General features: G+C 43.0%; 20 protein-coding genes. 6 read left to right on the top strand and 14 right to left on the bottom strand.

All coding sequences use genetic code 11. The features are described from left to right. Positions 1-231: 231 nt before the first annotated feature. From BUB77_RS11850 to BUB77_RS11820, 6 genes are all read right to left on the bottom strand, one after another. The gene (locus tag BUB77_RS11850; RefSeq protein ID WP_084124156.1) at positions 232-2,418 is read right to left on the bottom strand and encodes a copper ion binding protein; all 2,187 of its coding nucleotides are present in this window, start codon (positions 2,416-2,418) and stop codon (positions 232-234) included. A gap of 159 nt (positions 2,419-2,577) precedes the next feature. Then, positions 2,578-3,042: a hypothetical protein gene (locus BUB77_RS11840; RefSeq protein WP_073276082.1), complete on the bottom strand. Its 465-nt coding sequence runs from the start codon at positions 3,040-3,042 to the stop codon at positions 2,578-2,580. Positions 3,043-3,142: 100 nt separating this feature from the next. Beyond that, positions 3,143-4,984, bottom strand: coding sequence for a glycerophosphodiester phosphodiesterase family protein (locus tag BUB77_RS11835; RefSeq protein ID WP_073276080.1), 1,842 nt, complete (start codon positions 4,982-4,984; stop codon positions 3,143-3,145). Positions 4,985-5,370: 386 nt separating this feature from the next. After that, a complete protein-coding gene (locus tag BUB77_RS11830) occupies positions 5,371-6,270 on the bottom strand; it encodes a peptidoglycan DD-metalloendopeptidase family protein (protein ID WP_073276078.1) in 900 nt (299 codons plus the stop codon). A 112-nt stretch (positions 6,271-6,382) separates the two neighbouring features. Continuing rightward, positions 6,383-8,140, bottom strand: a complete 1,758-nt coding sequence (locus tag BUB77_RS11825) for a methyl-accepting chemotaxis protein (protein ID WP_073276076.1) — start codon at positions 8,138-8,140, stop codon at positions 6,383-6,385. A 14-nt stretch (positions 8,141-8,154) separates the two neighbouring features. After that, positions 8,155-10,602, bottom strand: a complete 2,448-nt coding sequence (locus BUB77_RS11820; protein ID WP_073276074.1) for a glycogen/starch/alpha-glucan phosphorylase — start codon at positions 10,600-10,602, stop codon at positions 8,155-8,157. Between the two features lie 749 nt (positions 10,603-11,351). On the opposite strand from BUB77_RS11820, the gene BUB77_RS11815 reads away from it, so the two are divergent. Next, entirely contained in the window at positions 11,352-12,239 is an 888-nt protein-coding gene (locus BUB77_RS11815) for a DUF6709 family protein (protein ID WP_139241164.1), read from the top strand. 68 nt (positions 12,240-12,307) lie between these two features. Here BUB77_RS11815 and ileS read toward each other — a convergent pair whose 3' ends face one another. The 4 genes from ileS to BUB77_RS11790 form a co-directional block, all read right to left on the bottom strand. Continuing rightward, positions 12,308-15,511, bottom strand: coding sequence for an isoleucine--tRNA ligase (ileS, locus tag BUB77_RS11810; RefSeq protein WP_073276070.1), 3,204 nt, complete (start codon positions 15,509-15,511; stop codon positions 12,308-12,310). A gap of 706 nt (positions 15,512-16,217) precedes the next feature. Next, positions 16,218-16,454, bottom strand: a complete 237-nt coding sequence (locus BUB77_RS11805) for a hypothetical protein (RefSeq protein WP_073276068.1) — start codon at positions 16,452-16,454, stop codon at positions 16,218-16,220. Positions 16,455-17,025: 571 nt separating this feature from the next. Then, entirely contained in the window at positions 17,026-18,315 is a 1,290-nt protein-coding gene (locus tag BUB77_RS29135) for a M15 family metallopeptidase (protein WP_084124149.1), read from the bottom strand. 29 nt (positions 18,316-18,344) lie between these two features. Continuing rightward, complete coding sequence (locus tag BUB77_RS11790; protein ID WP_073276066.1) at positions 18,345-19,802, bottom strand: nicotinate phosphoribosyltransferase; 1,458 nt, start codon at positions 19,800-19,802, stop codon at positions 18,345-18,347. 331 nt (positions 19,803-20,133) lie between these two features. On the opposite strand from BUB77_RS11790, the gene BUB77_RS11785 reads away from it, so the two are divergent. Together BUB77_RS11785 and BUB77_RS11780 are read left to right on the top strand one after the other, a co-directional pair. After that, complete coding sequence (locus tag BUB77_RS11785; protein WP_073276064.1) at positions 20,134-20,865, top strand: lysophospholipid acyltransferase family protein; 732 nt, start codon at positions 20,134-20,136, stop codon at positions 20,863-20,865. A 69-nt stretch (positions 20,866-20,934) separates the two neighbouring features. Continuing rightward, a complete protein-coding gene (locus BUB77_RS11780) occupies positions 20,935-21,396 on the top strand; it encodes a hypothetical protein (RefSeq protein WP_073276300.1) in 462 nt (153 codons plus the stop codon). A 50-nt stretch (positions 21,397-21,446) separates the two neighbouring features. Here the strand turns inward: BUB77_RS11780 and BUB77_RS11775 are convergent, their stop codons facing one another. Genes BUB77_RS11775 through BUB77_RS11765 form a run of 3 tightly spaced genes read right to left on the bottom strand, consistent with a single transcriptional unit; the run spans position 21,447 to position 23,813 of the window. After that, positions 21,447-21,872: a YwiB family protein gene (locus tag BUB77_RS11775; RefSeq protein WP_073276062.1), complete on the bottom strand. Its 426-nt coding sequence runs from the start codon at positions 21,870-21,872 to the stop codon at positions 21,447-21,449. A 35-nt stretch (positions 21,873-21,907) separates the two neighbouring features. Then, the gene (gene murI, locus BUB77_RS11770; RefSeq protein WP_073276060.1) at positions 21,908-22,738 is read right to left on the bottom strand and encodes a glutamate racemase; all 831 of its coding nucleotides are present in this window, start codon (positions 22,736-22,738) and stop codon (positions 21,908-21,910) included. Further along, the gene (locus BUB77_RS11765) at positions 22,728-23,813 is read right to left on the bottom strand and encodes a D-alanine--D-alanine ligase family protein (protein WP_073276058.1); all 1,086 of its coding nucleotides are present in this window, start codon (positions 23,811-23,813) and stop codon (positions 22,728-22,730) included. The genes murI and BUB77_RS11765 overlap by 11 nt, the downstream gene beginning before the upstream one ends. A 295-nt stretch (positions 23,814-24,108) precedes the next feature. Between BUB77_RS11765 and spoIIR the strand changes: the two genes are divergently transcribed. Both spoIIR and ispE read left to right on the top strand, forming a co-directional pair. Continuing rightward, on the top strand, positions 24,109-24,852 hold the full coding sequence (gene spoIIR, locus BUB77_RS11760; protein WP_242962477.1) for a stage II sporulation protein R: 744 nt from the start codon (positions 24,109-24,111) through the stop codon (positions 24,850-24,852). 90 nt (positions 24,853-24,942) lie between these two features. After that, on the top strand, positions 24,943-25,827 hold the full coding sequence (gene ispE, locus BUB77_RS11755; protein ID WP_073276056.1) for a 4-(cytidine 5'-diphospho)-2-C-methyl-D-erythritol kinase: 885 nt from the start codon (positions 24,943-24,945) through the stop codon (positions 25,825-25,827). Here the strand turns inward: ispE and BUB77_RS11750 are convergent. Continuing rightward, on the bottom strand, positions 25,811-26,002 hold the full coding sequence (locus tag BUB77_RS11750; RefSeq protein WP_073276054.1) for a hypothetical protein: 192 nt from the start codon (positions 26,000-26,002) through the stop codon (positions 25,811-25,813). The two genes, ispE and BUB77_RS11750, sit on opposite strands and share 17 nt — an antisense overlap. A gap of 93 nt (positions 26,003-26,095) precedes the next feature. Here BUB77_RS11750 and BUB77_RS11745 point away from each other — a divergent pair, with 93 nt between their 5' ends. Continuing rightward, positions 26,096-26,665: a hypothetical protein gene (locus BUB77_RS11745; RefSeq protein ID WP_073276052.1), complete on the top strand. Its 570-nt coding sequence runs from the start codon at positions 26,096-26,098 to the stop codon at positions 26,663-26,665. The last annotated feature ends 63 nt before the right edge of the window (positions 26,666-26,728 follow it).

The following is a 26,728-nucleotide window of genomic DNA, read 5'->3' as shown; positions in this document are numbered from 1 at the left end:
ATGTGAGACAAAGCTTATCGTTTAAATTTTAGAAATTGTTTGGACCTTAACCTAAGACCTATAATTTATTTCAGGTTCTTGGTTACAGCTAAATACATGATTCAATTAATTTTAAGGATATTCTAATATAGCAATATAAAAAAATAAGTGTAAGCAGCAAAGGTGATATTTCCTCTGTTGCTTACACTTATCTTGGCTTTCTATCTTATTAATCTTTATCTTTTTATAGCTCTATTCACCCTGGCCGCAGCAGCCGCCTGCAGCAGAGCCGGCTGAAGGTGTATAATTTTCTACTTCCTGTTTTATTTCATCCAGATTGACCTTCTTAACATCATCCACAACCTTTACATAGCCGTGGAGCATGTTCATACTGCATTGGAAGGTGAAATCTCCAGAGACAGGAAGCCAGGGGGTTTCTGTCTGCTGGGACAGGTCAAGCTGTCCCTGATACTCCGGAAATACTACGGTACTGTTGCAGGTGTTCAAGTCCTTGCCCTCAAACTTGATTTTAGCCTCTGCTCCCTTTTGCAGTACAATTACTGCAGGTGTGTAGCCGTTGCCATCCACCGTAACAGTTACCTCCTGCTTTCCATCCTTTACTTCGGCAACCTTTATATTGTCCGTGGGTATCTTACCGTTCTCAAAGCCCGCCGGCGGCGTACCACAGCAGCCGCTGGCTGTGCTGCTGCCGCCCAGCAGGTTCTGGCTGTTGGATATAACCGAATCCTGACTGCTGTCTCCTTGTCCTCCATTGGCATCTGCTTTATTTGTACCATCCGATTTCTGAATCTTACTGATATCCTTTGTACCGGACCCTGCCTTGACATTATCCACTACCTCTATGTTGCTTCTGATCATTCCCATCCAGCAGGAATAGGGAACAGTCCCTGTCTCATCGGGGGTAAATTCAATGACATTATCCCCTTCCTTTAAGGCAGCCTGTATATTGTACTTCGGTATGATAATCGTACTGTTACAGCCATTGATGTCCTTCTTTTCCGCCTTTATGGTCCATTTAACAGGAACTCCTTTTTGCACAACGATGGGCTCATAGCTTCCTGACTGAAGCCTGGTTGTAACGACCTGGACATTTTCTTCAATCTTTGCTGTGTTTCCCGATTCTGCCGTATTGGAAGCCTGAACAAGGTCAATGCCGGATAAGCTTAAACCTCTGTTTAACATGATGACACCAAGGGCCATAACCAATGCAGCGCTTACCTTCATCATCTTTTTCGTATACTTGCTGCTTAATAAACCTGCCACTGCACTAAAGCCAAACATCAGCGGGACGGTACCCAGACTGAACAGGAGCATGGATAAGGCTCCTCCTATGAAGCTGCCTGTTCCAAGGGCATACAGCTGCATGGACTGAAGCGGTCCGCAGGGCATTAATCCATTAAGCAGGCCGATATAAAAAGGGCCTCTTGCCTTTCCCGTCTTGGCCAGTTTCCTTCGAAATACCTTTGGCATATGGGGTATGATTTTTCTTAACGCGGGAAAGATATTCAGCATATTCAGTCCCATGATGACCATGAAGATACCGGCGGCCACTGCAACTGCTCCTCTTGCCGCGCCGGACAGGCTGACCACAGAGCCAAAGGCTCCTACAATACCGCCTATGACCGTATAAGATACTACCCTGCCTGCATTATACAAAAATCCCGCTTTATACTTAGATACTGCATTTCCCGCCGCAGCCTGGCCATTAACAGGCACGCACTGGGACAGATTTATTCCTCCGCACATGGCAATACAGTGAACGGATGTGAGAATACCGATTAAAAACAAAATTCCATAGCTCATATTCTGATTTATCTGAGGTACAAGCTGAGAGATACCCGTATTTTTCTGTATAAGATAAACGGCAAGCAGTATGATACCAACTCCAAGTAACTGGTTTAAGCTGTCTCTTCCCTTATCTGCTTTTTTGTCTTTCTCATTGCCAATCCCATAGCCCAGTTCTTCAATTTCCTTTTCTATCTGACTCTGGCTTATTATTTGAGAATTATAGGTAATGTCAGCTTTTCCATTCTTATAGCTGACCTTTGCCCCGGTAACTCCTTCTAATTCACCAAGCCTTTTTTCGATTTTGGTTTCACAGGATATACAGGACATTCCATTAATGGAAAGTATCTGATTGATTGCCGTATTATCAGACGGTTTCCTGTTTTTATCCCTTTGTCCGCTTTCTGCCGGCTTGTTCATGACCCGGTAGCCCAAAGCCTCTGCTGCATCTGCCAGCTCGCTTATACTTACTTCTTCCTTTTCATATGTCAGGTAAACATTGGAGCTTTGCAGGACTGCCTTTGCCTGCAGCACTCCTCTGTGGGCATTCAGTGCTTTTTCTATCTTTTCAGCACTTGCTCTATCCTTCATGTTTTCCAGCATGAGTATTCCATGAATTCTGGTACCCTCCATCGTTTTCCTCCTGTTCTTACCTTTACTAAAGATTCTGCTCTCATTGTAACTATCCGATATGGAGATACTATGGAGATGCTAAAAAAATGGCCTGCCTTTGCAATTCCCTATAAAATAGACAATAGCAAGAACAAACCATTGTAATCAAACTCTCTCTGCTTAATTCATAAATTGTATAATAATCTTATTTTGCAGTTCATCCAAATCCTTTGCAAGCAGTTCCTTGTCCTCTTTATTTTCCACTTTTTCTGCTTCTTTTAATGCCTGCTCCAGATATTTCGTACATTCACTTTTATTTCCCTTTACCAGGTAAGCCCTGGTCAAGGCCTCATAGGCATATGCCAGATCAAAACCTCCGAAGCCGTTTACCTCGCACAGATGTAATGCCCTCTTTCCATGGTACAGACAGGAATCAAAATTACCTATGAGTGCATATACTCTTGATATCTGCCATTCCCCTGTATAGACATTATGAGGTGTGCCTGCCTGCATCCAATGATAAAGGGATGCATGTGCCATATGAACCATAAGGTAATTTTCTTCTTCGGTTCTCACCTCTTTATCCATCAAAGCCCAAACATCATTGAAAAGCTTTGCTGCGAGTGTTTTTGTCTCTTCACTCATATTGTCTCCTCCTTAGCCCGAGCCAGTCCTTGCCCCAGATTATACTTAATACTATAGTATTATTTTCTTGTCTAACAGTCAATAGGAAGAATCGTACAAATTAATCTTTTATGACCTTTAATAGGGTGGTAAGGAATTTATCGGAATCGTCCTTTTGAAGAACTTCCCTTACATAAGCCGGATTATCGGTTATTATATTATCCACACCAAGTCTTTTCAGCCGTTGGATCTCATTCCTTATGTTGACCGTCCAGACATGCACCTCTTTACCGTTCTTATGTGCTTCATCCACGATATTTTTTGTAACCAGATTGGATTTCATACTAAAAAAATCAATTGCCTTGTTCTTGCAAATGCTGGGGTAAATGCCATAGGTAATATATCCTGTCCTGATTACCGCATCTTCTTTCTTTACCTGCTTCAGGCAATGTATGCTGGTAGAGGTAATGACGCACTGCTTCTGCATATCATATTCTTTTATCAAAGCGACCACCTTCTCGGCAAGCCCTTCCGAATCATTACGATACTTCAGATCCAGATTGATTTTAACCTGCCCCTTGGCAAGTTCAAAAAGCTCCCTTAATGTAGGAATGGGAGTACCTGCAAACTCACTTCCAAACCAGCTTCCAGCATCCAGCTCTCTTACCTTAGCAAAGGGTACCTCCCATATGTACTTATTAAACCCAGTTGTCCTTTTCAGGCTGGGGTCATGGAGAAGAACCAATTCGCCGTCCTTTGTAACCCTGACATCAACCTCAACATAATCAGCCTGCTCTACAATGGCCTTATTGACTGCTGAGAGAGTATTTTCCGGTACAGAGTGGGAATAACCCCTGTGGGAGGTAACCTGTATATTTTCCATGTTCATATAATCCAGGGCGGAGCCGTTTCGCACCACCTGGTAGAAATAATAGAAATTTATTGAAAATAAAGCTATTATCAGAAAATATATAATCTTTTTATAGGGGTAAGCTGTCTTAAAGAAATCCTCCGCTTCTTCGTGGCCGTTGATCTTATGCTTTCTGTGGCGGCGAAAGGTATAGGAAATCAACGCCATGTTGGAGGTTATACTGAATACGAAAATAATCAGGGCAAGATAAATGCTCATTCGGTCATAGACCTCAATAAAGGTGGCTGTGGCCTGAATGATATTGGTATAACCGGAAACCAGCAGCGCCGTTACTCCCATTGTAAATACATAGATTAAAAAGAGAAATCCCGCCACCAAAACATTCCAGCCAATTATTGCGAGCAGAAGGTCTATCCTCTCACGAGGCAGGATGTCTTTTTCCTTTACCATTAAGATTCCGTTTTTTTGTGACAATAGGCTGTGATAATAATAGGGGCCGATATAATAGAGAAACAGCAGCAGGCCGGCTGCAGCAATTACAGCTGCTAATCTCAGGTAGCTGCCGGGTATTTCCTCCATATAGTATTGGAATATCCGAAAACGCCATATGGAAAAGGCCAGGAAGGGTATGCTGCTTACAATTGATAAGAGCCAGGTAATGAGTAGCGCCTTTCCCTTGCCCTTTTTCAGGCAATAAAACAGACGGTAGATAGTAAGCTTTACCAGAACAGAGACTTTCAGCTTCTGCTCCCTCTCTGTTAATGCAAAAAAAGTCAATAAAAATAAGATATCCAGAGTCAGAAAGATACCGATAATTATAAATAATATAAAAAGCATCAGGATAGTAGCCGGGTGGATGAGAAATCTTCCAATATTTCCCACGGTTATATAGCTGTAGCCCGTCAGCCTGAGAGTCAGATCCAAAATCTTATTGACAAGGGGGAGAAGCAGAAAGTAGGCAAATAGCATTAATACGCCCTGCCCGAAAACAAGGTAAAGAATGTTCTTAGCGATTATTTTTACTGTTTTAGCATATATATGAAAGATTTTACCCAGATTGCTTCTGTTGTTTTTTTGCTCTTTGTTATCCATATTTAACTTCCTACCGTATAAATCTATGCATACCATTGTATACTCATAGTCTTTCCAAAGTCAAGCATATCAAAAAATGGGCGGCAAAAATATTTTTTCGCTCGCCCACCTTTTTGCATATCTATGTCAAGCAGCCGAAAAGATTTGTGCTTTTCAAGAAGAAAACTTAAAGTATAAGAAGTTCAGCTGCGAATTTTTTAGATATGTAGACCTCTTAGTACTTGATAGTCAAAAAAAGCACCGATGACTGCTTTCACCATATTATTATATTCCCAAAGCAGTTAATTGTTCCTGTAAGGAGGGTATGAAAACCTTGGACAGGGGCAGGAAAAAAGGCTGTACTCCTGTAAAGAGCAGCCTTTTTATTGATCTTTTTCTTTGATTTATTATTTCTTTAACAAGGACATAGGATCAATTGTCTCTTTATCCTTTTCCACCATAAAATAGAGGTTGCCGCCTTCTAAGGAGTAGTACATTGTAGGTTTTGCAACTTTACCTAAAAGTTCTCCCTTTTGAACCATATCCCCAACCTTAACCTTAAGATTGTCTTCCAGCTGCCCATATACCAGGCTATAGCCGCTTCCGACATTTACCTTAACCGTAACGCCGGTTTCATCTTCCTTGGTTATAGAAGTGATTATACCCGTAGCTGCATTAGCTACCTCTGCTCCGACCTTTGCTTGAATAACAAGGGCAGGATTGCAACGGAACTGCTCTAAGGTCTTAAAATAAATAACTCTGTCAGGGCTGTAATTAAGCAATACATCACCATTGATAGGCCAGTTCAGACCCTTAGCCGTATCAAAATACAGGGAATCTGCCGTCATAACTTCCTTGGTGTCATCAGCAGCCTTGGCAGTCTCTTCCTGTTTGCTCTTACCGGTGTCTGCTGTCTGATTTGTTTTTTCTGAAGCTTGTTTTTCAGCTTCTGCATTCTTATAATTAGGATCATCTGTAACATCAGCACCCTCTAAATCTTTTCCGGTACCATCCGGATTAGAAGGGGTTACCTGGGCTTCTTTCGTCCCGCCGGTTGAACTGCCAGGCTCATTTTTAGCAGTGTCCGAGGGGGTTGTGTTATCCGGAATGTCTGTAGCTCCAAGAGAACCATTATCCGCTACATTAGTGTTAGGCTCATTTAAATCAGCTAGATTTTGTTTTCCGCTATTACCGGAAGGCTGATTTAAGCTAACTACTGTTATAGCGATGATAGCTAATGCACCGACACCCAATAACACGTAAAAGCTTTTGCTTTTGAAAAATTCAGCTAAGCTATGTTTTTTCATTATCATCACCTCTAGATATATTGTCACCAGAAATGATTTTTTTATTCACGGGAAAAATACTATGAAATAATAATTTAGCTTATTTTTCTTACACTTGCTCACGCTTTTTCATTTATAGCCGAAATTGGTTTACTTCCTCTAATAACCGTGCAGATAATTCCTTCAGTTTGTTGGTCTGAGTCATAACTTCTTCCATCTGTGCCAGCTGTTCTTCGGAAGATGCGGAAACCTCTTCTGCCGCTGCCGATGTCTCCTGGGTTGAATCCGTAATATCTCCCATAATTCTTATAATTTCATTTTTCTCATTCCGCATGGAGTTGCTTTCCGTATTTATTTTCTCAACATGTTCAACCAGCTCCTTTAAGGCACCCTGAATCTGCTCAAAGGCATTTCTGGTGCTGTCCACTGCCAGGTTCTGCTCTTTCTCCACCGTCTCCACCTTCGCCATGGTCTCGGCGGAGGCATTGGAATAATCCTGGATTTCCTTAATGATTCCCTTTATTTCATCTACTGACTTATTGGATTCCTCCGCAAGCTTACGGATTTCATCTGCCACTACCGCAAACCCCTTGCCGGCTTCCCCAGCTCTGGCTGCCTCAATGGAAGCATTTAGTGCAAGCAGATTCGTCTGTCCTGCTATCTGGGTTATGGTTTCGGCAATCACACTTATCTTATCGGTACTATCCTTCACCTGCTCGATTGCTCTTCCGATTTCAGAAATTGCTTCATTTCCCTTGCCATTGGCCTCCATGAGGCCTTCAATAACGCCGATGCCTTCCTTGCTTAAACTACTTGTCTTATCAGCCTTATCGTCGGTGAGGAAGGCTTCTTCTGCCACGGCTTCAATTCCCTGGGCCAGGACATCCACCTTATCGGCCGCCGTCTGGGTATTCATGGCTTCATCGCCAACTGCCTGAGCTACCTCCTGAATCGTTATGGCAACCTCATTGATTGCCCTCTTAGTTTCATCGGTTATTTTCGTGAGGAAATCAGAGGAGTCCATGACATCTCTGGAAGAATCCTTCACAGTCCCTATCAGCCTCCTGATATTTAAGAGCATGGTATTATAAGCCCTTGCTAGTGCTCCGATTTCATCCCTGTTCTTTATATGGACTTCCGTCAGGGAAAGGTTGCCCCTTGACATCTCCTCCAGGGTACGGCTGATGGTTTTCACAGGCTTTGCTATATGGGAGGCAAAGAGAACAATACCTGCAATTCCCACTGCCAGAGAAATTCCCATTACGATTAACAGCATGTTTAAAAGGTTTTCCGCCCCCTGGTTAAAATCACTCATATATGTACCGGCACTGACAATCCATCCCCAGTCCTTATCATATTCCTGATAGGTGATTTTCTTTCCTGGGATTTCGGTGCCGGGCAGGAACCATGTATAGGTAACATAGCCCCCGCCAGCCATACCAGTTTTAATCTGTTCCTGTACAGGAAATACGCCATTGCCGCTCTTATCCTTTGTTTCCCATACATTCTGTCCTTCCAGGGAAGGATGGGCTACCTCCATCCCTTTTTCATCATATACGATAAAATATCCGTTTTCACCCAGATTAACATTTTTATTGATTGCACGTTTTCCCTCACTGTCCTTTTCACCCAGGAGGTATTGCTTTACAGCCTCTTGGGCATCCTCTTTTGAGATATCGCCGGCTTCCACGCTCTTTTTCTTATCATCAATCAGCATCATTGCCTGACGGACACTGTTCTTCAGGATAACCTTTCCCTTATCGTTCAATTCGTTCTTTGATACCAGATATCCCGTTATTACCGCCACAGAAAGGGGGATAACCAGCAAGAGGGATGTGATAATAATAAGTTTCAATCTTAAGCTGAATCTAACCTGATTTGCTTTTTTCATTTGTACCTCCAACGCTATTTTTGTACTTTACTCAGATGCCAGATGTCTTTTACATATTCTTCAATTGTGCGGTCTGAGGAGAACTTGCCGCATTTAGCCGTGTTCTTCATAGCTGCCTTTGCCCAGCCTTCCATATTCCGGTATGCCTTCTCTACCTTTTCCTGAGCTGCTTCATAGGCCCTGAAATCCTTCAGGATAAAATATCTGTCAGCAGGCTCCCCTCCTTTTCCCGCAAGCAAGGATTCGTAGAGGGGTGCAAAAAGTGCCTTATCTTCCCTGCTGTAGGTTCCGTCAACTAACTGGTCCACCACACGCTTAATATCCCTGTCGGAATTATACAGCTCCCTGGGGTTATAGCCGCCCTGCTGTTCATACTCTATGACCTCGTCGGAATGAAGTCCGAAGAGAAAGGCATTCTCCTCTCCCACCTCTTCCACGATTTCAACATTTGCTCCATCCAGAGTTCCCAGTGTCAATGCACCGTTCAGCATGAATTTCATATTGCCCGTACCGGAGGCTTCCTTGCTGGCTGTGGATATCTGCTCGGATACATCTGCCGCGGCAAAGATTATCTCGGCATTGGAAACCCTGTAATTCTCAATAAAGACGACCTTGATTTTATCCTGAATATCTTCGTCGTTATTTATTACCTCTGCTACGCTGTTTATCAGCTTGATAATAGCCTTGGCCCGCTCATAGCCCGCTGAAGCCTTGGCACCAAAGATAAAGGTTCTGGGGTAGAATTCCATGTCCGGATTATCCTTCAGCTTATTGTACAGATGCATTACATGGAGAATGTTAAGCAGCTGCCGCTTATATTCATGGAGCCTTTTCACCTGCACATCAAAAATGGAATCGGGATTTACAGCAATCCCGTTATTCTCCTTGATATAAGCTGCAAGCCTTACCTTGTTCCGGTATTTTATGTCCATGAATTCTTTCCGGCTCTGCTCATCCTCTGTATAGGGCATAAGTTTTTCCATGAGGGACAGGTCGGTAATCCAGCCCTCTCCAATCTTACCTGTTACCCAGGAGGCTAACATAGGATTCCCATGAAGCAGGAATCTTCTCTGGGTAATACCGTTTGTCTTGTTATTGAATTTCCAGGGAAACATTTCATAAAAATCCCTTAACTCCTGTTTCTTCAGTATCTCCGTGTGAAGCTTTGCAACACCATTGACAGAAAAACCGCCTACAATGGCAAGGTTTGCCATCCTTACCTGCCCGTCATAGAGAATAGCCATCTTTTCTATCTTTTTCGCATCAGAGGAGTATTCCTTTAGTATCTGCAGGATAAATCTGCGGTTGATTTCCTCCACTATCTGATAGATTCTCGGCAGCAGCCTTTTAAACAATTCGATGGGCCACTTCTCCAGTGCCTCCGACATGATAGTGTGGTTGGTATAGGCACAGGCCTTTGTTGTAATATCCCATGCTTCCTCCCATCCAAGATAATAATCATCCAGGAGTATTCTCATAAGTTCCGGTACCGTTACCGTCGGGTGGGTATCATTTAACTGAAAAACTACCTTCTCATAAAGCTTATGAATATCCTCATGGGCTTCCATGTATTTTGCCACTACCCTCTGGATGCTGGCTGATACAAAGAAATACTGCTGTTTTAAACGAAGCTCTTTCCCGGCAATATGGTTGTCATTGGGGTAGAGCACCTCACAGATTGTTCTGGCAAGATTCTGCTGTTCCACTGCCTTTTCATACTCTCCCTTATCAAAGGAGTCCAGATTAAAGGTGTCAATGGCTTCCGCATCCCAGATGCGAAGGGTATTTACCACATGATTTCCATAGCCTAATATGGGCATATCATAGGGAATGGCCCTGACAGACTGGTAATTCTCCTGGACAAACCGGTCATTTCCATATTCGTCCCGAATCATCCTTACATAGCCTCCAAATTTAACAGTGGTTGCATATTCACTTCTTTTTATTTCAAAGGGATTGCCGTTCTTCAGCCAATTATCCGGCACCTCCACCTGGTAACCATTTTCTATCTTTTGCTCGAACATACCGTATTTATACCGGATACCGCAGCCGTAGGCGGGATAGCCCAGCGTGGATAAGGAGTCCAAAAAACAGGCTGCCAGTCTTCCCAGCCCGCCATTGCCAAGAGCTGCATCCGGCTCCTCGTCTTCTATGGTCTCAAGATCATATCCCAGTTCCTCCAGGGCCTCCCTGATGGAGGTATCCGCCTTTAAGTTGGTAATCATATTTCCCAAAGCCCTTCCCACCAAAAATTCCATGGAAAGATAATACACGGTCTTTAAATCCTGCTCTTCATAGGCCTTATGGGTCTCCAGCCAGTCATCTATAATCATATTCTTGACAGTATAGGCAACTCCCTGATACACCTGCTGCCTGGAAGCCTCCTCAATGGGCTTTCTGAAAAATACACCAACATATTCTTCTACATTCTTTTTAAATTCCTTTTTATCAAATTCCTGCATATAGCCTCCTATCTGTCCGCACCATGGTAATACATATTTCTGGGGTTACTCTTTTGTGCCATACTTATCCAACTTGAATGTTATACACATTATATCTTATGCATTGACAGGTACACAAGGGAAAACTTTTAAGATTATTCCAAAACAGACATCATTATGTATTTTATCCAAATAAGTGGCATCAATACCTTGCAAATTCTATCTCCCGATGGCATTTTTTAGTAAATTAGTAATAGTGGATTCTTACAGCTTATGTGTTATACTTAGAGGGCGTACGGAGAAATGCCGTTAAAAAGCAGCTTCTCCGATAAAAGGATGAGAGAGGGCCGCAAATGTAAACCTGGGGTATGCAATGGGAGCTTGTGTGAAATAAAATACATTTCACACCCTGATTTATGGCAGTGCCACATCTGCAAGCAGATGCGGCATGCAATGGGAGCTTGTGTGAAATAAAAGAAATTCGCACCCTGTTTTGCGCCTGAGGCCCGAAGTTTGCAGGTACCGGAAAGGACATACTATTTAACATGGTACAAAATTACTTAAGGAAAATTATTAAAAAAAATAACCGTAGGCCATTCCTGATAAGCCTGATTTTTGTTGTTATTTTACTTGCAGTTACTATCCAGGAATCTTACAAATGGAGCACCTTATTCACACCTCTGACAGCTGTAAACAGCATAGAAAGCATTATGGACCTCCATAAGCAGAACAAATTCTATTTCCAATTAAAAAAAGCGGATATTTACCCAATGGACTTTGGCATTTATAATTACCATACTGTAAATGGAATAAAAACCAGTGAGGAAGAGCTTACCCAGATATATGGAATACTGCAGTATGACGACGGATATCTCTTAATCCTCTTACCGAAGGATTATCTTGATATGTCCGATGATGAACTGGCCTCGGTTACTGCCGTAGCAGACATAGAATCCCTTAATGACGGTGATTATCACAAAGAAGCCTATGAGGAAATGGTTAAGGTTTTAAGCGATGCCTACAAGATAGAGCCTTCCGTTGTAAAAGAAAATGTGGCGGAGATCTGTATAACTATCCCCGACCATGGACGATTGAATGACCAGTTGTTATTCATCTTTTACCTTCTGGGATTATTAATATCCCTGGTCTTTTTCCTATACCATCTTCTTGTTGCATTTCAGTACAGGCAGTCCAGGTTCTATAAGCGTCTTGACAGGATCGGCAGCGCCGAAGATATGGAATACAGTATTAACCGTGCGGCAGAAGAAGGCGCCTGCCTTTATATAAGTACCCTGAGGCCTTCCAATTATGCAGGCATTGTTACCTCCGATTATATCATCGGCAAAAAAGGCATGTCCTTGGCACTGGGTAATACAAGGAATTTAGTTTGGGTCCACTTAAAGCTGATCAAGCACAAGTCCCACTACATAACCGTAGGGAAAACCTATCAGGTACTCTTTTATTTTAAAGACCTGAAGGCTCCCATTGCCATCAACTGCCCAAAAGAAGATGTAGCCGCCAACCTGATTGATACGGTATCAGAAACTCTGCGGGTATACTGTGGATATTCCAAGGAGCTGGAACAGCTCTATAAGAAAAATTTTGATGCCTTTTTAAAGGAAGTTCATAGCAGGAAGCCCGTAGAAGACCAGCTATAACATAAAAAACAGGGCGGACCGTTTCATAATTTATACGCTGAAACGAATCCGCCCTATTTTCTTATTATTTATCTCTTAACAACACCTAAGGTTACATTCTCACCATTGATGTTCCATTCCTTTATAAAGCCCTTGGTCTCTCCAAGTGTAATCTCTTCTGCCAGAACCTCTGATTTTATTTCTTCCATATTTCTTTCAAAGATTCCCCTGATTACCTCATTACCGTCCTGGTACACCAGAATATGGTCCATCACTTCAAAACCGGCATCCTTTCTCATGGTCTGGAGCTTACTGATGATTTCTCTTACAAAGCCTTCCTCAATCAGTTCAGGAGTTAAATTAGTTTCAAGAACTACGGTAATTCCCTTATCGGAATCCGATACAAAGCCCTCGGTCTGGGCAGCTTCGATCAGTAAATCATCCTTTTCAAGGAAGGCCTCTGCTCCCTCAAGGGTAATCTTAAGCTTTCCGGCTGAATTGACTTCGTCCATGGCTTCATTGCCGTTAAGCCCTGCAAGGATTTCACGGATGGCACCAATCTGCTTGCCAAATTTCGGTCCCAGGGTCTTTAACTGGGGTTTAAAGCTGTAGGAGGTAAAATTCCTGACATCCTGTGTAAAGACAACCTTCTTGACATTTAATTCCTCTTCTATGATATTAAGGTAGAAGGAAGGAAGTCCTTCCGCTTTCCCACCCTTCTCATCCGTATAGGAATAATCCGCCTTTACATACATGGTGCCAATGGGCTGCCTGTTCTTGATACCCGCAGTGTTACGGCAGGCACGGCCAAGTACTACGACATCAAGAAGGGCTTCCATGTTCTTCTCAAGCTCCTTGTCGATATATTCCTCCTTATAGGAAGGATATTCGCATAAATGGATACTTTCAGGAGCAGAGCTATCGATTTTTACTACCAGATTGCGGTAGATATCCTCTGTCATGTAAGGAATAAAGGGAGCCGATACCTTGGCAAGGGTGACCAGCGTGGTGTAAAGGGTCATATAGGCATTAATCTTATCCTGCTCCATTCCCTTTGCCCAGAAGCGTTCCCTGCTTCTTCTTACATACCAGTTGCTCATCTCATCTACAAAGTCATCCAGAAGCCTTGCCGCCTCAGTAATGCGGTAGCTCTCCAGGTGATTGTCAACGGTCTTAATAAGGGTATTTAACTTGGATAACATCCACTTATCCATAACGGGCAGCTTATCGTAATCCAGTGTATACTTTGTTGCGTCAAATTCATCTATATTTGCATAGAGTACAAAGAATGCATAGGTATTCCAGAAGGTTCCCATGAATTTTCTCTGCCCTTCCGTCACCGCGCCGCTGTGGAAACGGTTGGGAAGCCATAAGGCACTGTTGATATAGAAATACCAGCGCACCGCATCTGCCCCGTGTTCTGCCAGCGTGTCAAAGGGGTCTACTGCATTGCCTTTGGATTTGGACATCTTCTGTCCGTTCTCATCCTGAACGTGTCCAAGAACGATTACATTCTTATAAGGTGATTTCTCAAAAATCAGGGTCGAGATGGCAAGGAGGGAATAAAACCATCCTCTGGTCTGGTCAACAGCCTCACTGATAAAATCTGCCGGGAAATTCTTCTCGAACATTTCCTTATTTTCAAAAGGATAATGCCATTGTGCAAAAGGCATGGAGCCGGAATCGAACCAGCAGTCAATTACCGGCTTTACACGTTTCATTTCCTTGCCGCATTCCGGGCACTTGATGGTTACCTCATCAATAAAGGGCCTGTGGAGCTCAATATTATCCGGGCAGTTATCGGACATGGACTTTAATTCCTCAATGCTTCCGATCGCATGGCGGTGTCCGTCTTCACATTCCCAAATATTAAGAGGCGTTCCCCAGTAACGGTCACGGCTGATGCCCCAGTCCTGGACATTCTTAATCCAGTCTCCGAATCTTCCCTGGCCGATGCTCTCGGGCATCCAGTTTATGGTGTTATTATTCGCTACCAGCTGATCCTTCACGTCCGTCATTTTAATGAACCAGGAGTCTCTTGCATAGTAGATAAGAGGTGTATCACAACGCCAGCAGAAGGGATAGCTGTGCTCGAACTTCAAGGTCTTAAATAACCGGTTCCTGGAAGCCAGGAGCTTAATAATGCCTTCATCCGCCTTCTTGCAGAACATGCCGGCAAAGTCAGTAACCTCCGGCTTCATTTCCCCTTTTCCATCTACTAACTGAACAAAGGGCAGGTCATATCTGCGTCCTACATTGGCATCATCCTCACCAAAGGCAGGTGCAATATGAACCACACCGGTACCGTCTGTTAAGGTTACATACGTATCACAGGTTACAAAGTATGCCTTTTTATCCGGCTTTACATAGTCAAACAGAGGTTCATATTCCTTGTATTCAAGGTCCGTACCCACATAGGTCTCTTCCACCCTGTACTCTCCGTCAATTACAGACAGCAGGGCTTCTGCCAGAATGTATTTTTCGGTTCTTACTGCTTCCCTGTCCTCACTGTCCGCCTTAATGATGTCGCCCTTGGCGTTTAAGCTTACGGCTACCTTAACATAGGTCTCTACCGGATTAACGCAGAGTGCCACATTGGAGGGCAGAGTCCAGGGGGTCGTGGTCCAGGCAAGAATATACTCATTCTCCTCACCCTTCACCCTGAACTTTGCAATAACGGACTTTTCCTTTACATCCTTATAGCCCATTGCTACCTCGTTACTGGAAAGAGGCGTTCCGCATCTTGGACAGTAGGGAACGATCTTAAAGCCCTTGTATAAAAGCCCCTTATCCCATATCTGCTTTAAAGCCCACCATTCGGACTCGATAAAGTTATTGTCATAGGTAACATAAGGGTCCTCCATATCCACCCAGTAGCCTACTGTCTCGGAGAAATCCTCCCACATTCCCTTATACTTCCATACGCTTTCCTTGCATTGGTCGATAAAGGGTTCCAGGCCGTATTCTTCAATCTGTTCCTTTCCGTCAAGCCCAAGTTTTTTCTCTACCTCCAGCTCCACAGGAAGTCCGTGGGTATCCCAGCCGGCCTTTCTTAATACATTATAACCCTTCATGGTGCGGTATCGGGGTATGATGTCCTTAATGACCCTGGTCAATACGTGGCCGATATGGGGCTTTCCATTGGCTGTGGGCGGTCCGTCATAGAAGGTATAGGGCTTTCCGTTTCTTCTCTCTTCAATGGTCCTTTCAAATATTTTTTCATTCTTCCAGAATTTAAGTACTTCCTTTTCACGTTCTACAAAGTTTAAATTCGCAGAGACCTTATCGTACATATTTCATCCTCCTTACTGTTAAAAAAACCTGTCTTGCCAGACTCCGGCAATAAAAAATGCTCCCATCCATAAACAGGATGAGAGCCTATGTGCTTCATTGTACCACCTATTTACATACGTTTCCTCTCTAAGCTTGCCCAAAAAGGAACATGATATGCTATCTGTATAACGGCAGACACCGGCGCGGCTTACTATACCAATTGGTTTTCAGCTTGCAACTTGGGAGTGATTTTCGACAATCCGCTACTGTTACCGGGCTTCCACTCTCCCCGGCTCGCTTTAAAGTTCACTGATTACTACTCTCTCCGTCATAGTCTTTTTGATTGATTCGTTCTAACTCAATATCATAAGATAAAATTTTTTAATTGTCAATCCAAAAGTTATTTTTATCGTCGGTAAACGCGGGAAGGAGGTTTATGGAAACGGACGATGACCAAGGAGGTTGTTTGGAATTTTGTTACGCGAGAACCCTTATTCCACTAAAGCGGCAGAAAACGTGACTGGCAGGTAAACCAGCGCCAAACTCGCTGTGATAAATTTGGCGGTGCTAGTTATCAAGCTCAAACAGTGGCACTGCTTTACCTAGTCATGTTTCCTGCCGCTTAAGTGTCATAAGGAACCTCTTGAGACAAAATTTCAAACAACCTCCTTGGTCATCTGTGTATACCCATTATTTGGTCTCTTGCGTTTACCGTTTATTTTTACACTACTCTGTACGCTCCAGGCTGGTTAGATATTCATCAAATTCCGATTCCGATTCGTCATAATTAACATCAATAGAAGGTAAACTTAGTGCAAAGAAAAGCCCTAACAGTGTCTTAGCATCAAAATCGTAAGTGCCGCTTGGTGTTTTTACCCTGATATCGGTCATACACCTTTCCGCCTGGCGGTTGAACTCATACAAATCATTGGCTGATTTAAAAACAACAGTCTTAGTTTTCATTTTAACTCCTTTCGTGAATATCAATTCTTCGATTTGATTTTCCTATCTACCTTTCCACACATACAGACTTCACCTGAAAATCTCCGGCTGTCCTGCCCATTCGCTGCAATTATTAAGGATAAATGCAACTATTAAATTTATTGTACCGATTCATTAAATATCACTCTAATTATACTGTAATCCTTCTTCCATTACAACCTAATCCTTCACAGAAACACGTCAGCCACCTGAAACCAGATTATTGATACCCAGAGGACTAGGGGAGTAGTTTGGACTTTGCATTGAGAGGTTCTTTATTCCACTTAAGCTGCAGGAAACACAGCTAGGAAAAACAGCTCCATTGTTTGAGCGCAGCGAGTTTGGAGCTGTTTTTCCTGTCAGCTGCGTTTATTGCAGTTTTAGTGGAATAAAGGTTCTCGAACGGCAAAGTCCAAACCACTCCCCTAGTCCTCGTACGTTTGCCGTTTCACTGGAACCGCAGAAAAAAACAGCTGCCTTAGGGTTCTCAGATATTAATACCCTGGCAGCTGCTGCTTATTCTATGTCTTTAAATTCTTTATTTCCGAATATTCTATGGTGTCGCCTCGTTTGTGCCCGATGCTCCGTCCCCAGGGTCGGAATTCTCTTCCGTAGGGTCGGGAGTAGGAGTGGTTTCCTCCGTTGGAGTTGCTTCCGGTGTCTGCGTTACCTTAGCCGTAGGAGTGGGGGTTGCTGTAATCGTGGGCTTCCCTTTTCCGGGCTTCTTTGTAGGCTCTGCCGATGGTGTCGGTGTGGCACTTGGCTCCTTAGTAGGCGTTGGTGTCAGGCTGGGCGTTGGTGTCGGTGTTGGAGTCGGCGTTGATGTTGATATTCTTACCGGTGCCTTTGTAGGTACTTTGACGTCGTCGGGATTAATTCCGTAATCCTCCAGATTATCATAGTTTATGCACTGGGTGTAATCCTCACTTGGCTCAAACTTGTAGTATTCCTCCAGGCACATATTGTTCTCGTAAAGATATTTCGCCAATGCTTTTCCCACATAGCGGATATGCCAGGGTTCAAAGGAAAAGCCTGTTACTTTGGTCTTATCCTCAGGGTAACGGATGATATAGCCATACAGATGCGCATTATCCTTAAGCCACTCATATTCTTTGGTGTCTGCAAAAGAAGCATCTATACGGTAATTTACGGATTTTGTTGATATATCGATGGCAAGTCCCGTCTGGTGCTCGCTATATCCCGGAATAGCAGAATATTTCAGTGTGTGTTCCATTCCCCGGGTCTTGACATTGTTGGTAAATATCTCATACTGCCTTTTATAGGAGCGGTATCCTGAGACTCCCTTTAAAGAAAGACCCTCCTGGGCAGCTCCGTCAAAAAGCTCTTCCAGGGCATCCGCAGCTGTTTTACGCAATAGCTTTTTTTCATCATTATAAGAAAATGAAAAATCCACATTGGGCATGACCAAGTCTTCCGGAATATAATCGGAAGGCAGTCTTAGTTCTTTATTTACCAGTACAGTCAGGCTGTCCGGTGTGGTATCCAACTTTACATTATCATTACTTGTTATTTCTTTTTCTCCTTCTGCGCTCACCGGGGTATCTCCTTTTGCCGAACTGCCCTTCTTACCCCCGACAGAGTCATTATCCTTATAGGACGAATTATTGTAAAAACGACCGGAGGCAGCAGATTCATTGGCACTTGATAGTCCTTTTAAGGAAAAATAACCCATGCCGCCTATTAATATAACAGGAAGCCCCACTAAGAGAAAACTTCTTATCCTTTTCATTCTTCTGGTTTTTTTCCTTCTGTTTTGCATCATAACCTCTTTCGCGAATATCAAAGCTCCTTCAATTTGATATTCCTGTAAGCCTATCTCCATACATACCGCAGGCTTAGCTGCGATACGGATTAATTATTCCCGGCAACATTAATGCTGTCAAGCAGTGAATGTTTTAATTGATATAAATCATTTGACAGATCCACATACACATCATGGGGATTTACAAGTCTTCTGGTTTCATCCCAAAGAGTGTCAAGCTCTCTTTGGCAGTAATCTCTGATGTCCATAACACTGGGTGATTCATAGATACATTTTCCGTTTTGGAAGATGGGTACCAGCAGCTCACGCAGAGTGTAGCTTCCGCCCTTTAAATAGGTTTTCTTCCAGGTAGCCATAGGGTCAAAAAGCTTCAGGGAATATTCCTCCCTATAGACCTCTCCTGCCATGGCAATCAGGTCCGCTTTTATCTTTCCGGTTTCCTTATCGTAGATTCTATATATGGTCTTATTACCAGGATTGGTTATCTTCCACTGGTTCTCTGACAATTTAATCTTTGGTATGAAATCATTTCCCTTTTTAATTGCTGCAAGCTTGTACACTCCGCCAAAGGCAGGGCAATCCTTTGAAGTAATCAGATTTGTGCCCACTCCCCAGGAATTTATGGCAGCCCCCTGGGTCTTAAGGGAATCTATTAAGTATTCGTCGAGGTCGCTGGACGCAACAATTACCGCATCCGGAAAGCCTGCTTCATTTAACATCTTCCTGGCCTTTTTGGATAAATAGGCAAGGTCGCCGCTGTCTAAGCGGATTCCGTATTTCTGCGGCATCCTGTCTGCCTCTTTCAGCTCTTTAAACACCTTAATGGCATTGGGCATACCAGAGCGCAGGGTATCATAGGTATCCACCAGGAGTGTGGTATTCTGCGGATAAAGTCTGGCATATTCGCGGAAGGCCGTAATTTCATCCTCAAAGCTCATAATCCAGCTATGTGCATGGGTTCCAAGAGCCGGAACATCAAACATTCTGGCAGTCAGGACGTTACTGGTACCAACACAGCCTCCGATTACAGCTGCCCTTGCACCGTATATTCCTGCATCTGGTCCCTGGGCTCTTCTTAAGCCAAATTCCATGACCGGCTCTCCCTTTGCCGCATAGCAGACCCTTGAAGCCTTTGTGGCAATAAGGCTTTGATGATTAATTATGTTTAAGATAGCCGTTTCAATAAGCTGGGCTTCTATAATAGGCGCGATTACCTTAAGAAGGGGCTCCATGGGAAATACCACTGTTCCCTCCTCCACCGCATAGATATCTCCGGTAAAGCTAAAGTTCTTCAGATATTCCAGAAAATCCTCTTCAAACATGCCAAGGCTTCTTAAGTAGCTGATATCTTCCTCCATGAAGCAAAGATTCTTTATATAATCAATAACCTGTTCCAGGCCGGCACAAATGGAGTACCCGCTCCCGGAGGGGTTGTTCCGGTAAAATACATCGAATACAACCGTTTCGTTGGCATTGTTTCTATAGTACCCCTGCATCATTGTCAGTTCGTAAAAGTCTGTCAGCAGAGTCAGATTCTCTCTTCCCATTCTTCCTTCTTTCTGGAAATTTCACTACTTTTATCCTAATTTCCTTTGTTTCATCCATATTATGGGCTGTTTTCCCTGCCTTAATCAGTCACCAGCCCTCCTAAGTTATTATAACACATTCTACTGAGAGTACAAGAAATTGGCGCATTTTTAATAATACTTAAGGAAAATGTAAATAATTGATAAAGTCCTCATTTTGTCAGATATTGGGTCTTTTACATAGAAATCTGCCGCAAAATGCGTTTTAAGCTCAAGACAATATCTTAATTCGTTTGCAGGTGGAAGCTACAGTATGTTATAATATAAATAATGAAACCATATAGGAGGGTTTATGAGAACCTTAATTATCTTGCTGTTTTTAATCATATTTTTCCTTATCAGTCTCCCCGTGTTTTTGTATGAAATAATTCTTGGCAAAATCAATCCCAGAAAGAAAGTAGAGTCCTCCCAGCGGATTGTTTCCGGAGCTTTTAGAGTGGTAGCCTTCTTAAGCGGCGTCAGATATGAAGTGAAAGGAATCGAGAACATTCCCAGGGATCAGGCAGTTCTATATGTATCCAACCACCGCAGTTATTTCGACATTGTTCTGGGATACATTACTGTGCCGAACCTGACAGGCTTTGTGGCAAAGAAGGAAATTAAGAAGGTCCCGATCCTAAGAGTCTGGATGAAATATTTGAACTGTCTGTTTTTAGACCGGGATAACATGAGGGAAGGGCTTAAGATGATCCTTACAGGAGTGGACCTGGTAAAGCAGGGGTATTCTGTCTTTATCTCTCCGGAAGGAACCAGAAGCCACGGAACAGATATGCTTCCCTTTAAGGAAGGCAGTATGAAAATCGCGGAAAAATCCGGCTGTCCCATCATTCCGGTAGCTATTTCCGGCACGGATGACATCTTTGAGAACCATATTCCCTGGATAAGAAGAGCTCATGCGACCATTGAATACGGAAAGCCTGTTTACCCGGATTCCTTAAGTAAGGAAGAGCGTAAATTCCTGGGCTCCTACGTGCAGAATATCATCCGTTCAATGCTTGAGAAAAATGCAGATGGGTCCCTATAATTACTTGAACTTTTCAAAAAATAATGATACAATAAATCCATTGTAAATTCAGGGGAAGGAGGTAGAATGTTGAAAATCGGTATTATTGTATTGATTATAGTTCTGGTTGTAGTTCTTGCTGCACTTATTGTTCTGTCCATCTACGGAAGGAAGCTTCAGAAAAGGTCCGAAGAAGGTCAGGCCCAGATGCGTGCAGGTGCACAAGCAGTATCTATTTTAGTAATAGATAAAAAGCGCATGAAACTTACGGAAGCTGATCTGCCAAAGATCGTTGTGGAGCAGACCCCCAAATATCTGCGCCGTTCGAAGGTTCCCATTGTAAAAGCCAAAATAGGACCAAAGATCATGAACTTAATGTGTGACGAAAAGATTTTTGATCTCATTCCCATTAAGAAGGAAATTAAAGCTGTAATGAACGGCATTTATATCATGGATGTAAAAGGTTTACGTTCCGGACTGGAAGTAAAACCGGAAAAGAAGAAATTGCTTGCAAGGCTTAAGAGTAAACTGAATAAAAGCCAAAATTCTTAAAAAAGAGACTGTTGTATTTAGCTTCCTTCGAATACATCAGTCTCTTTCCTTTATTGTTTTCTTGAGGTTATCTTCATCTGTATCTGGCAATCCGCCACAAAGTTATAATTGATATCAAGTCCGTAATTGATTAAAAGGAGCAGCTTATCTTCTTCCTCATCAATTTGTATTTTTGTTGTATAGATACCTATCTGCAAATCTCCATAGGGAGTATGGTAATAGGTCGTATTTTTCTGCCCAGTCTCAAAGACCATATGAACGTTATTGGCGCCTCTTTTGATGATATCGATTTGTTCCCTGGCCGCTTTAACAGTACAGCTGGTCACATCGTCAGAGTCCTCTAACATTTCATCATAGCAGATATAATGCTTGCCGTTTTTGTTATAATACTGCCCGACAGAAATCACTTCTATGGGCTCGTCCTTATCAATCTCATACTGAAGTCCAGATATGGAAACCAATACATCTTTTTTCATGGAATCCTCCTAATTATGACTGCTGTCCCATAGGCTTAACAAGAAGCTAACAATGAATCAGCAAAGCTTTCAATGTTGACATCTTCCGTTTCCACCACATCACAGGGAAGTATGGTATTGGCAAAGCGTTTGAATTTGTCCGCACCGTCACTTACATAGAATTTATGCTCTCCTGCCGGTCCTGCATTTTCAAGGCTCTCCTGCATAAGAACCTGTTTAAGCTCTATGGCTGTTTCATAGGCAGGGTTTACCAGGGTTACGTCTTCTCCCACAATGGGACCAATAATATTCCTGATGAGGGGATAATGGGTACAGCCAAGTACCAGCGTGTCGATATTTATTTCTAAAAGGCTGCTGATGTATCTCTTGGCTACTTCCACCGTAACAGGGTCGGTAAGCCAGCCCTCTTCTACCAAGGGCACAAATAAGGGACATGCCTTTCCATAAACTCTTACCTCCGGATTCAGCTCTTTTATATAAGTATTGTAAATACCGCTGTTAATCGTAGCTTCCGTACCGATGATACCGACATTTCCGTTTTTGGTTGTCATGGAAGCCACCTTTGCTCCGGGTTTTACCACTCCGATTACAGGAATGGAGACTTCCTTTGCCACAGTTTCAAGGGCCAGAGCACTTGCCGTATTACAGGCTATTACGATAGCCTTCACATTTTTTGTCTGCAGGAACTTCACTATCTGTCTTGAATAGGTTATGATTGTTTTCTGTGATTTGCTTCCGTATGGAACCCTTGCGGTATCTCCAAAGTAGATTATGGTTTCTCCCGGAATCTGTCTCATGATTTCCCTGGCTACTGTTAACCCACCGATACCGGAATCAAATACACCTATGGGTGCATTACAAGGCATCGCTTTCTCCTCCTGCTTCTGCTGCTCTGGCAAAGGCAAGCTGCAATAATTTCTCTACCAATTGGGGCTTTCCGATTCCTTTGCCTTCCCAAAGCATGGGATACATGCTGATGGAGGTAAAGCCGGGCATGGTATTGATTTCATTAAAGATTACTTCGCCGGTATTTCTGTCCACGAAGAAATCCACTCTGGATAAGCCATGTCCGTCCACTGCCCTGAAAACCCTGATGGCATAGTCTCTTATTGTTTCAGCCGCACCTGCCGGTAACTCAGGAGAAAGTATGGTTTTAGATTCTGCATTATTATATTTTGCGTCATAGTCGTAGAACTTTGCTGCCGCTACAATCTCACCCACGCCGGATGCTTTGGGTTCATTTCCCCCCAGTACGGCACATTCCACTTCTCTTCCGTTAATGGTCTCTTCTACTAATATCTTGCGGTCATGTTCACTGGCAAGCTTTAAGCCTTCCATTAATTCTTCCCTTGTATCCGCTTTGGAAATGCCTCTGGAGGAGCCAGCATTGGAGGGCTTAATAAATACCGGATAAGAAAGTACGGCTTCAACCTTCTTAACGGCCTCTTCCATGGCCTCTAAGTCCTTTTTCAGAACGGCAACATATTTTGCCTGCCTGATACCCAGAGTATCCACAACAATCTTTGTATATAATTTATCCATGGAAATGGCAGATGCCAGCACGCCGCATCCGACATATGGTATTTTCGCCAGCTCTAAAAGCCCCTGAACGGTACCATCTTCTCCATAAAGGCCGTGAAGCACCGGAAAGACCACATCTACTTTTATGCATTCCGCCTTTTCACCCTTTAGTATTAATACGGATTTCAGAGCAGCATCCGGTAAAAGTACGGCTGTTTCTTTGTTCTGTTTCCAGGAACCGGAGGTAATCTCCTCTGTATTGTTTACTTTAAGCCATTTTCCCTCTTTTGTAATACCTATAATTAGAATACGGTAAATATCCATATTGATGTTTTTAATAACGGTAGTAGCCGAAACGCAGGAAACTTCATGCTCGGATGACTGTCCTCCGAACAGAACTGCAACTGTCTTTTTGCTCATATTAACTCCTTTCGTGAATATCAAAAATCCAACCGATATTCTCTAATCGTATAGCCTGCTATCTATTCTATATTCTTTTATCATCATTTTAAATAACATTCAATAGATAATATGCCCTTTAAATAATGCAAAAAAAGGCGCAAACGTTATATCTATCCTATACCTATAGCTTATTTTATTTTACTCTTTCTTTTTATAAATCGCAAGGTTTTTATTCTTTTCGCAGATTTTGTTTAAATTTCCAGTTTCTTTCCCATACTAAAGAAAAGTACTCGTACCTGGAGGAGGCTATAAATTGAAGAAACCGGACTTTTCTATTTTATTATATCTACATAAGAAAAATGCCAAAAAAAAATCATTTTTCCTACATATGAAAAACTTTATTTCAGATAAGGGTATTGTAAGGAATGCAGCCGCATCTTTTTCCCTTTGTCTTATCTGCATCCTTCTTTCTCTCAAAGCGCTTAATGATGATTCCAGTAAAAGTGCAGCAGCTATGCAAAAGGACATTGCTTCGGAAATTATACGTTTCCATGTCATTGCGAACAGTGATTCAGACGAGGATCAGGCATTAAAGCTAAAAGTAAAATCAGCTGTGACCGAGAGCTTGTACCCGGTATTATCCAATGCTACAGATGTTGATGGGGCAAGGCAGATTGTTGAAAAGCACCTGGACCAGATTGAAGCAATAGCAGATAAGGTCATAGCAGATAACGGCTACCACTACCCGGTAAGTGCTTCCCTTGAAAAAGGCTATTTCCCCATTAAGGTTTATGGGGATCTGACTCTGCCGCCGGGACAGTATGAGGCCCTGCGGATTGAAATTGGCAAAGCAAAGGGACAGAATTGGTGGTGCGTCATGTTTCCCCCTCTGTGCTTTGTAGATGCTACCTACAGTGTAGTTCCAAAGGAATCCAAGGCACAGCTTAAGCAGGTCTTGACAGAAGAGGAATATAACTCGGTATTTACCCATAAAAAGGCCGATATCAAAATAAAATTAAAGCTGCTGGATGTGATAAAGGATTGCTTTTCCAAATAGCCAAATTTGTTGCAATGTGCTTTTCCTAAGCTTATAATAGAGTAACATGATTTGAAAATCATATTATACTTCACACCAAAAGGAGTATCCATGAATTCCATTAAGCTGAAAGCATATGCAAAGATTAATCTCGGTTTGGATGTGGTCAGAAAAAGAGAGGACGGCTATCACGAGGTTCGAATGATTATGCAGACCATAGGCCTGTATGATAAGGTATCCATTCTCAGGACCAACAATACCTCCATAACTGTTAAAACGAACCTGCCCTACCTCCCCACAGATGAAAATAACCTCGTATACAAGGCCGCCGTACTGGTCAGGAAAAACTACAACATCAGTCAGGGCGTCCATATTATACTGGATAAAAAGATACCTGTTGCAGCAGGACTTGCAGGAGGAAGCAGTGATGCCGCCGCTGTCCTTTACGGACTGAACAGGCTCTTTCATTTAAAGCTTCCCAGGGCGGAGCTTCTGGCACTGGGCCTTAAGCTCGGAGCAGACGTTCCCTACTGCCTTATGAGGGGTACTGCCCTTTCAGAGGGCATTGGTGAAAAGCTGACTCCCCTGGCACCTTTCCCCTTCTGCCATGTACTTATTATAAAGCCGGGAATTAATGTCTCCACCCGGTATGTCTATGAAAACCTTAAGCTGAATGAAGAAATCAAGCACCCGGATATAGATGCCATTATTACAGCTATTAAAGCAAATGACTTACAGAGTGCGGCAGGACATTTTGGAAATGTGCTGGAATCAGTTACTGTAAAGGATTACCCGGTTATCGGGCAGATTAAGGAGCAGCTTTTAAATACAGGTGCTATTACATCGCTGATGAGCGGAAGCGGTCCGACTGTCTTCGGACTCTTTGACAGCAGAGAAAAAGCAGAAAAGGCCTTTTATCAGTTTAAGACGGGAAAGCTTGCAAAACAGGTATATTTAACCGGCCTGTACCAGCCAAGGCTTAAATTTTCACACTAACATCCATACCTACCCGACGCGCCGCAAGATTGGGCCGAGGATTTCGCAGGCGCAATCTTGTTTGTGAAAATTGCTTTTTAATTTTCACACTAACAGCCATGCCTTCCCAACACGCCGCAAGATTGCGGCGAGGATTTCCCAGGCACTTGTGTAATTTTGCTTCTAAATAATTCACACTATTCCTCCGATATTATTGATATGTGGTTAATAGCCTTACGGTTATTTAACGCTCTAACCCGTTAATATTTGCCATACAAGGAGGTATAATATGGATGTAAAAGGAATTACAGCAAATACTTATATACCATCGGTCAAAGCTGCCGGAAAGGTTTCTGAAAAGCCTGCCTACGCTGATGCCGATGTATATGAGAAATCTTCTAATGCAGCGGACACTGCCAGAACACCGGAACAAAATGCAGCTTTGATTAAGGCATTAAAAGCAGATGCTGAAAAAAGAGGCGAGCAGTTAAGGAATCTGGTTGAGAAAATGATGCTTTCCCAGGGAAAGACCTTCGATGCCGCCGGAATGTGGAGCTTTTTACAAAGCAAGGAGTACACCGTAGATGCAGAAACTGCAAAGCAGGCTCAGGCAGATATTGCAGAAGACGGCTACTGGGGTATTGAACAGACTTCCGACAGGCTGGTATCCTTTGCCAAGGCTTTAGCCGGGAATAACCCTGAAAAAGCGGACGAAATGATGGAAGCCGTAAAAACCGGCTTTGAACAGGCAACAAAAGCCTGGGGCGGAAAGCTTCCCGACATCAGCCAAAAGACATTGGATGCAACCTTAAAGAAGCTTAACGACTGGAAGGGCTCTTCCTCTGATGCCGCGAAATAGCCGGCAGCTTAAAGCCTAAGCATTGATTCGTGGGTCAAAATGTCATGCTTATTGAGATTAACC

The organism is Anaerocolumna jejuensis DSM 15929 (genome assembly GCF_900142215.1).
Classification (GTDB): domain Bacteria; phylum Bacillota; class Clostridia; order Lachnospirales; family Lachnospiraceae; genus Anaerocolumna; species Anaerocolumna jejuensis.
Note: the sequence above shows the minus strand (reverse complement) of the source record. Positions and strands in the feature narration are given on the sequence as shown.

What these genes read in the sequence shown, in the direction of transcription:
- BUB77_RS11850 (WP_084124156.1), bottom strand. Translation starts at nt 2,418, where the DNA reads ATGGAGGGTACCAGAATTCATGGAATACTCATGCTGGAAAACATGAAG.
- BUB77_RS11840 (WP_073276082.1), bottom strand. Translation starts at nt 3,042, where the DNA reads ATGAGTGAAGAGACAAAAACACTCGCAGCAAAGCTTTTCAATGATGTT.
- BUB77_RS11835 (WP_073276080.1), bottom strand. Translation starts at nt 4,984, where the DNA reads ATGGATAACAAAGAGCAAAAAAACAACAGAAGCAATCTGGGTAAAATC.
- BUB77_RS11830 (WP_073276078.1), bottom strand. Translation starts at nt 6,270, where the DNA reads ATGAAAAAACATAGCTTAGCTGAATTTTTCAAAAGCAAAAGCTTTTAC.
- BUB77_RS11825 (WP_073276076.1), bottom strand. Translation starts at nt 8,140, where the DNA reads ATGAAAAAAGCAAATCAGGTTAGATTCAGCTTAAGATTGAAACTTATT.
- BUB77_RS11820 (WP_073276074.1), bottom strand. Translation starts at nt 10,602, where the DNA reads ATGCAGGAATTTGATAAAAAGGAATTTAAAAAGAATGTAGAAGAATAT.
- BUB77_RS11815 (WP_139241164.1), top strand. Translation starts at nt 11,352, where the DNA reads ATGGACTTTGGCATTTATAATTACCATACTGTAAATGGAATAAAAACC.
- ileS (WP_073276070.1), bottom strand. Translation starts at nt 15,511, where the DNA reads ATGTACGATAAGGTCTCTGCGAATTTAAACTTTGTAGAACGTGAAAAG.
- BUB77_RS11805 (WP_073276068.1), bottom strand. Translation starts at nt 16,454, where the DNA reads ATGAAAACTAAGACTGTTGTTTTTAAATCAGCCAATGATTTGTATGAG.
- BUB77_RS29135 (WP_084124149.1), bottom strand. Translation starts at nt 18,315, where the DNA reads ATGGAGATAGGCTTACAGGAATATCAAATTGAAGGAGCTTTGATATTC.
- BUB77_RS11790 (WP_073276066.1), bottom strand. Translation starts at nt 19,802, where the DNA reads ATGGGAAGAGAGAATCTGACTCTGCTGACAGACTTTTACGAACTGACA.
- BUB77_RS11785 (WP_073276064.1), top strand. Translation starts at nt 20,134, where the DNA reads ATGAGAACCTTAATTATCTTGCTGTTTTTAATCATATTTTTCCTTATC.
- BUB77_RS11775 (WP_073276062.1), bottom strand. Translation starts at nt 21,872, where the DNA reads ATGAAAAAAGATGTATTGGTTTCCATATCTGGACTTCAGTATGAGATT.
- murI (WP_073276060.1), bottom strand. Translation starts at nt 22,738, where the DNA reads ATGCCTTGTAATGCACCCATAGGTGTATTTGATTCCGGTATCGGTGGG.
- BUB77_RS11765 (WP_073276058.1), bottom strand. Translation starts at nt 23,813, where the DNA reads ATGAGCAAAAAGACAGTTGCAGTTCTGTTCGGAGGACAGTCATCCGAG.
- ispE (WP_073276056.1), top strand. Translation starts at nt 24,943, where the DNA reads ATGAATTCCATTAAGCTGAAAGCATATGCAAAGATTAATCTCGGTTTG.
- BUB77_RS11745 (WP_073276052.1), top strand. Translation starts at nt 26,096, where the DNA reads ATGGATGTAAAAGGAATTACAGCAAATACTTATATACCATCGGTCAAA.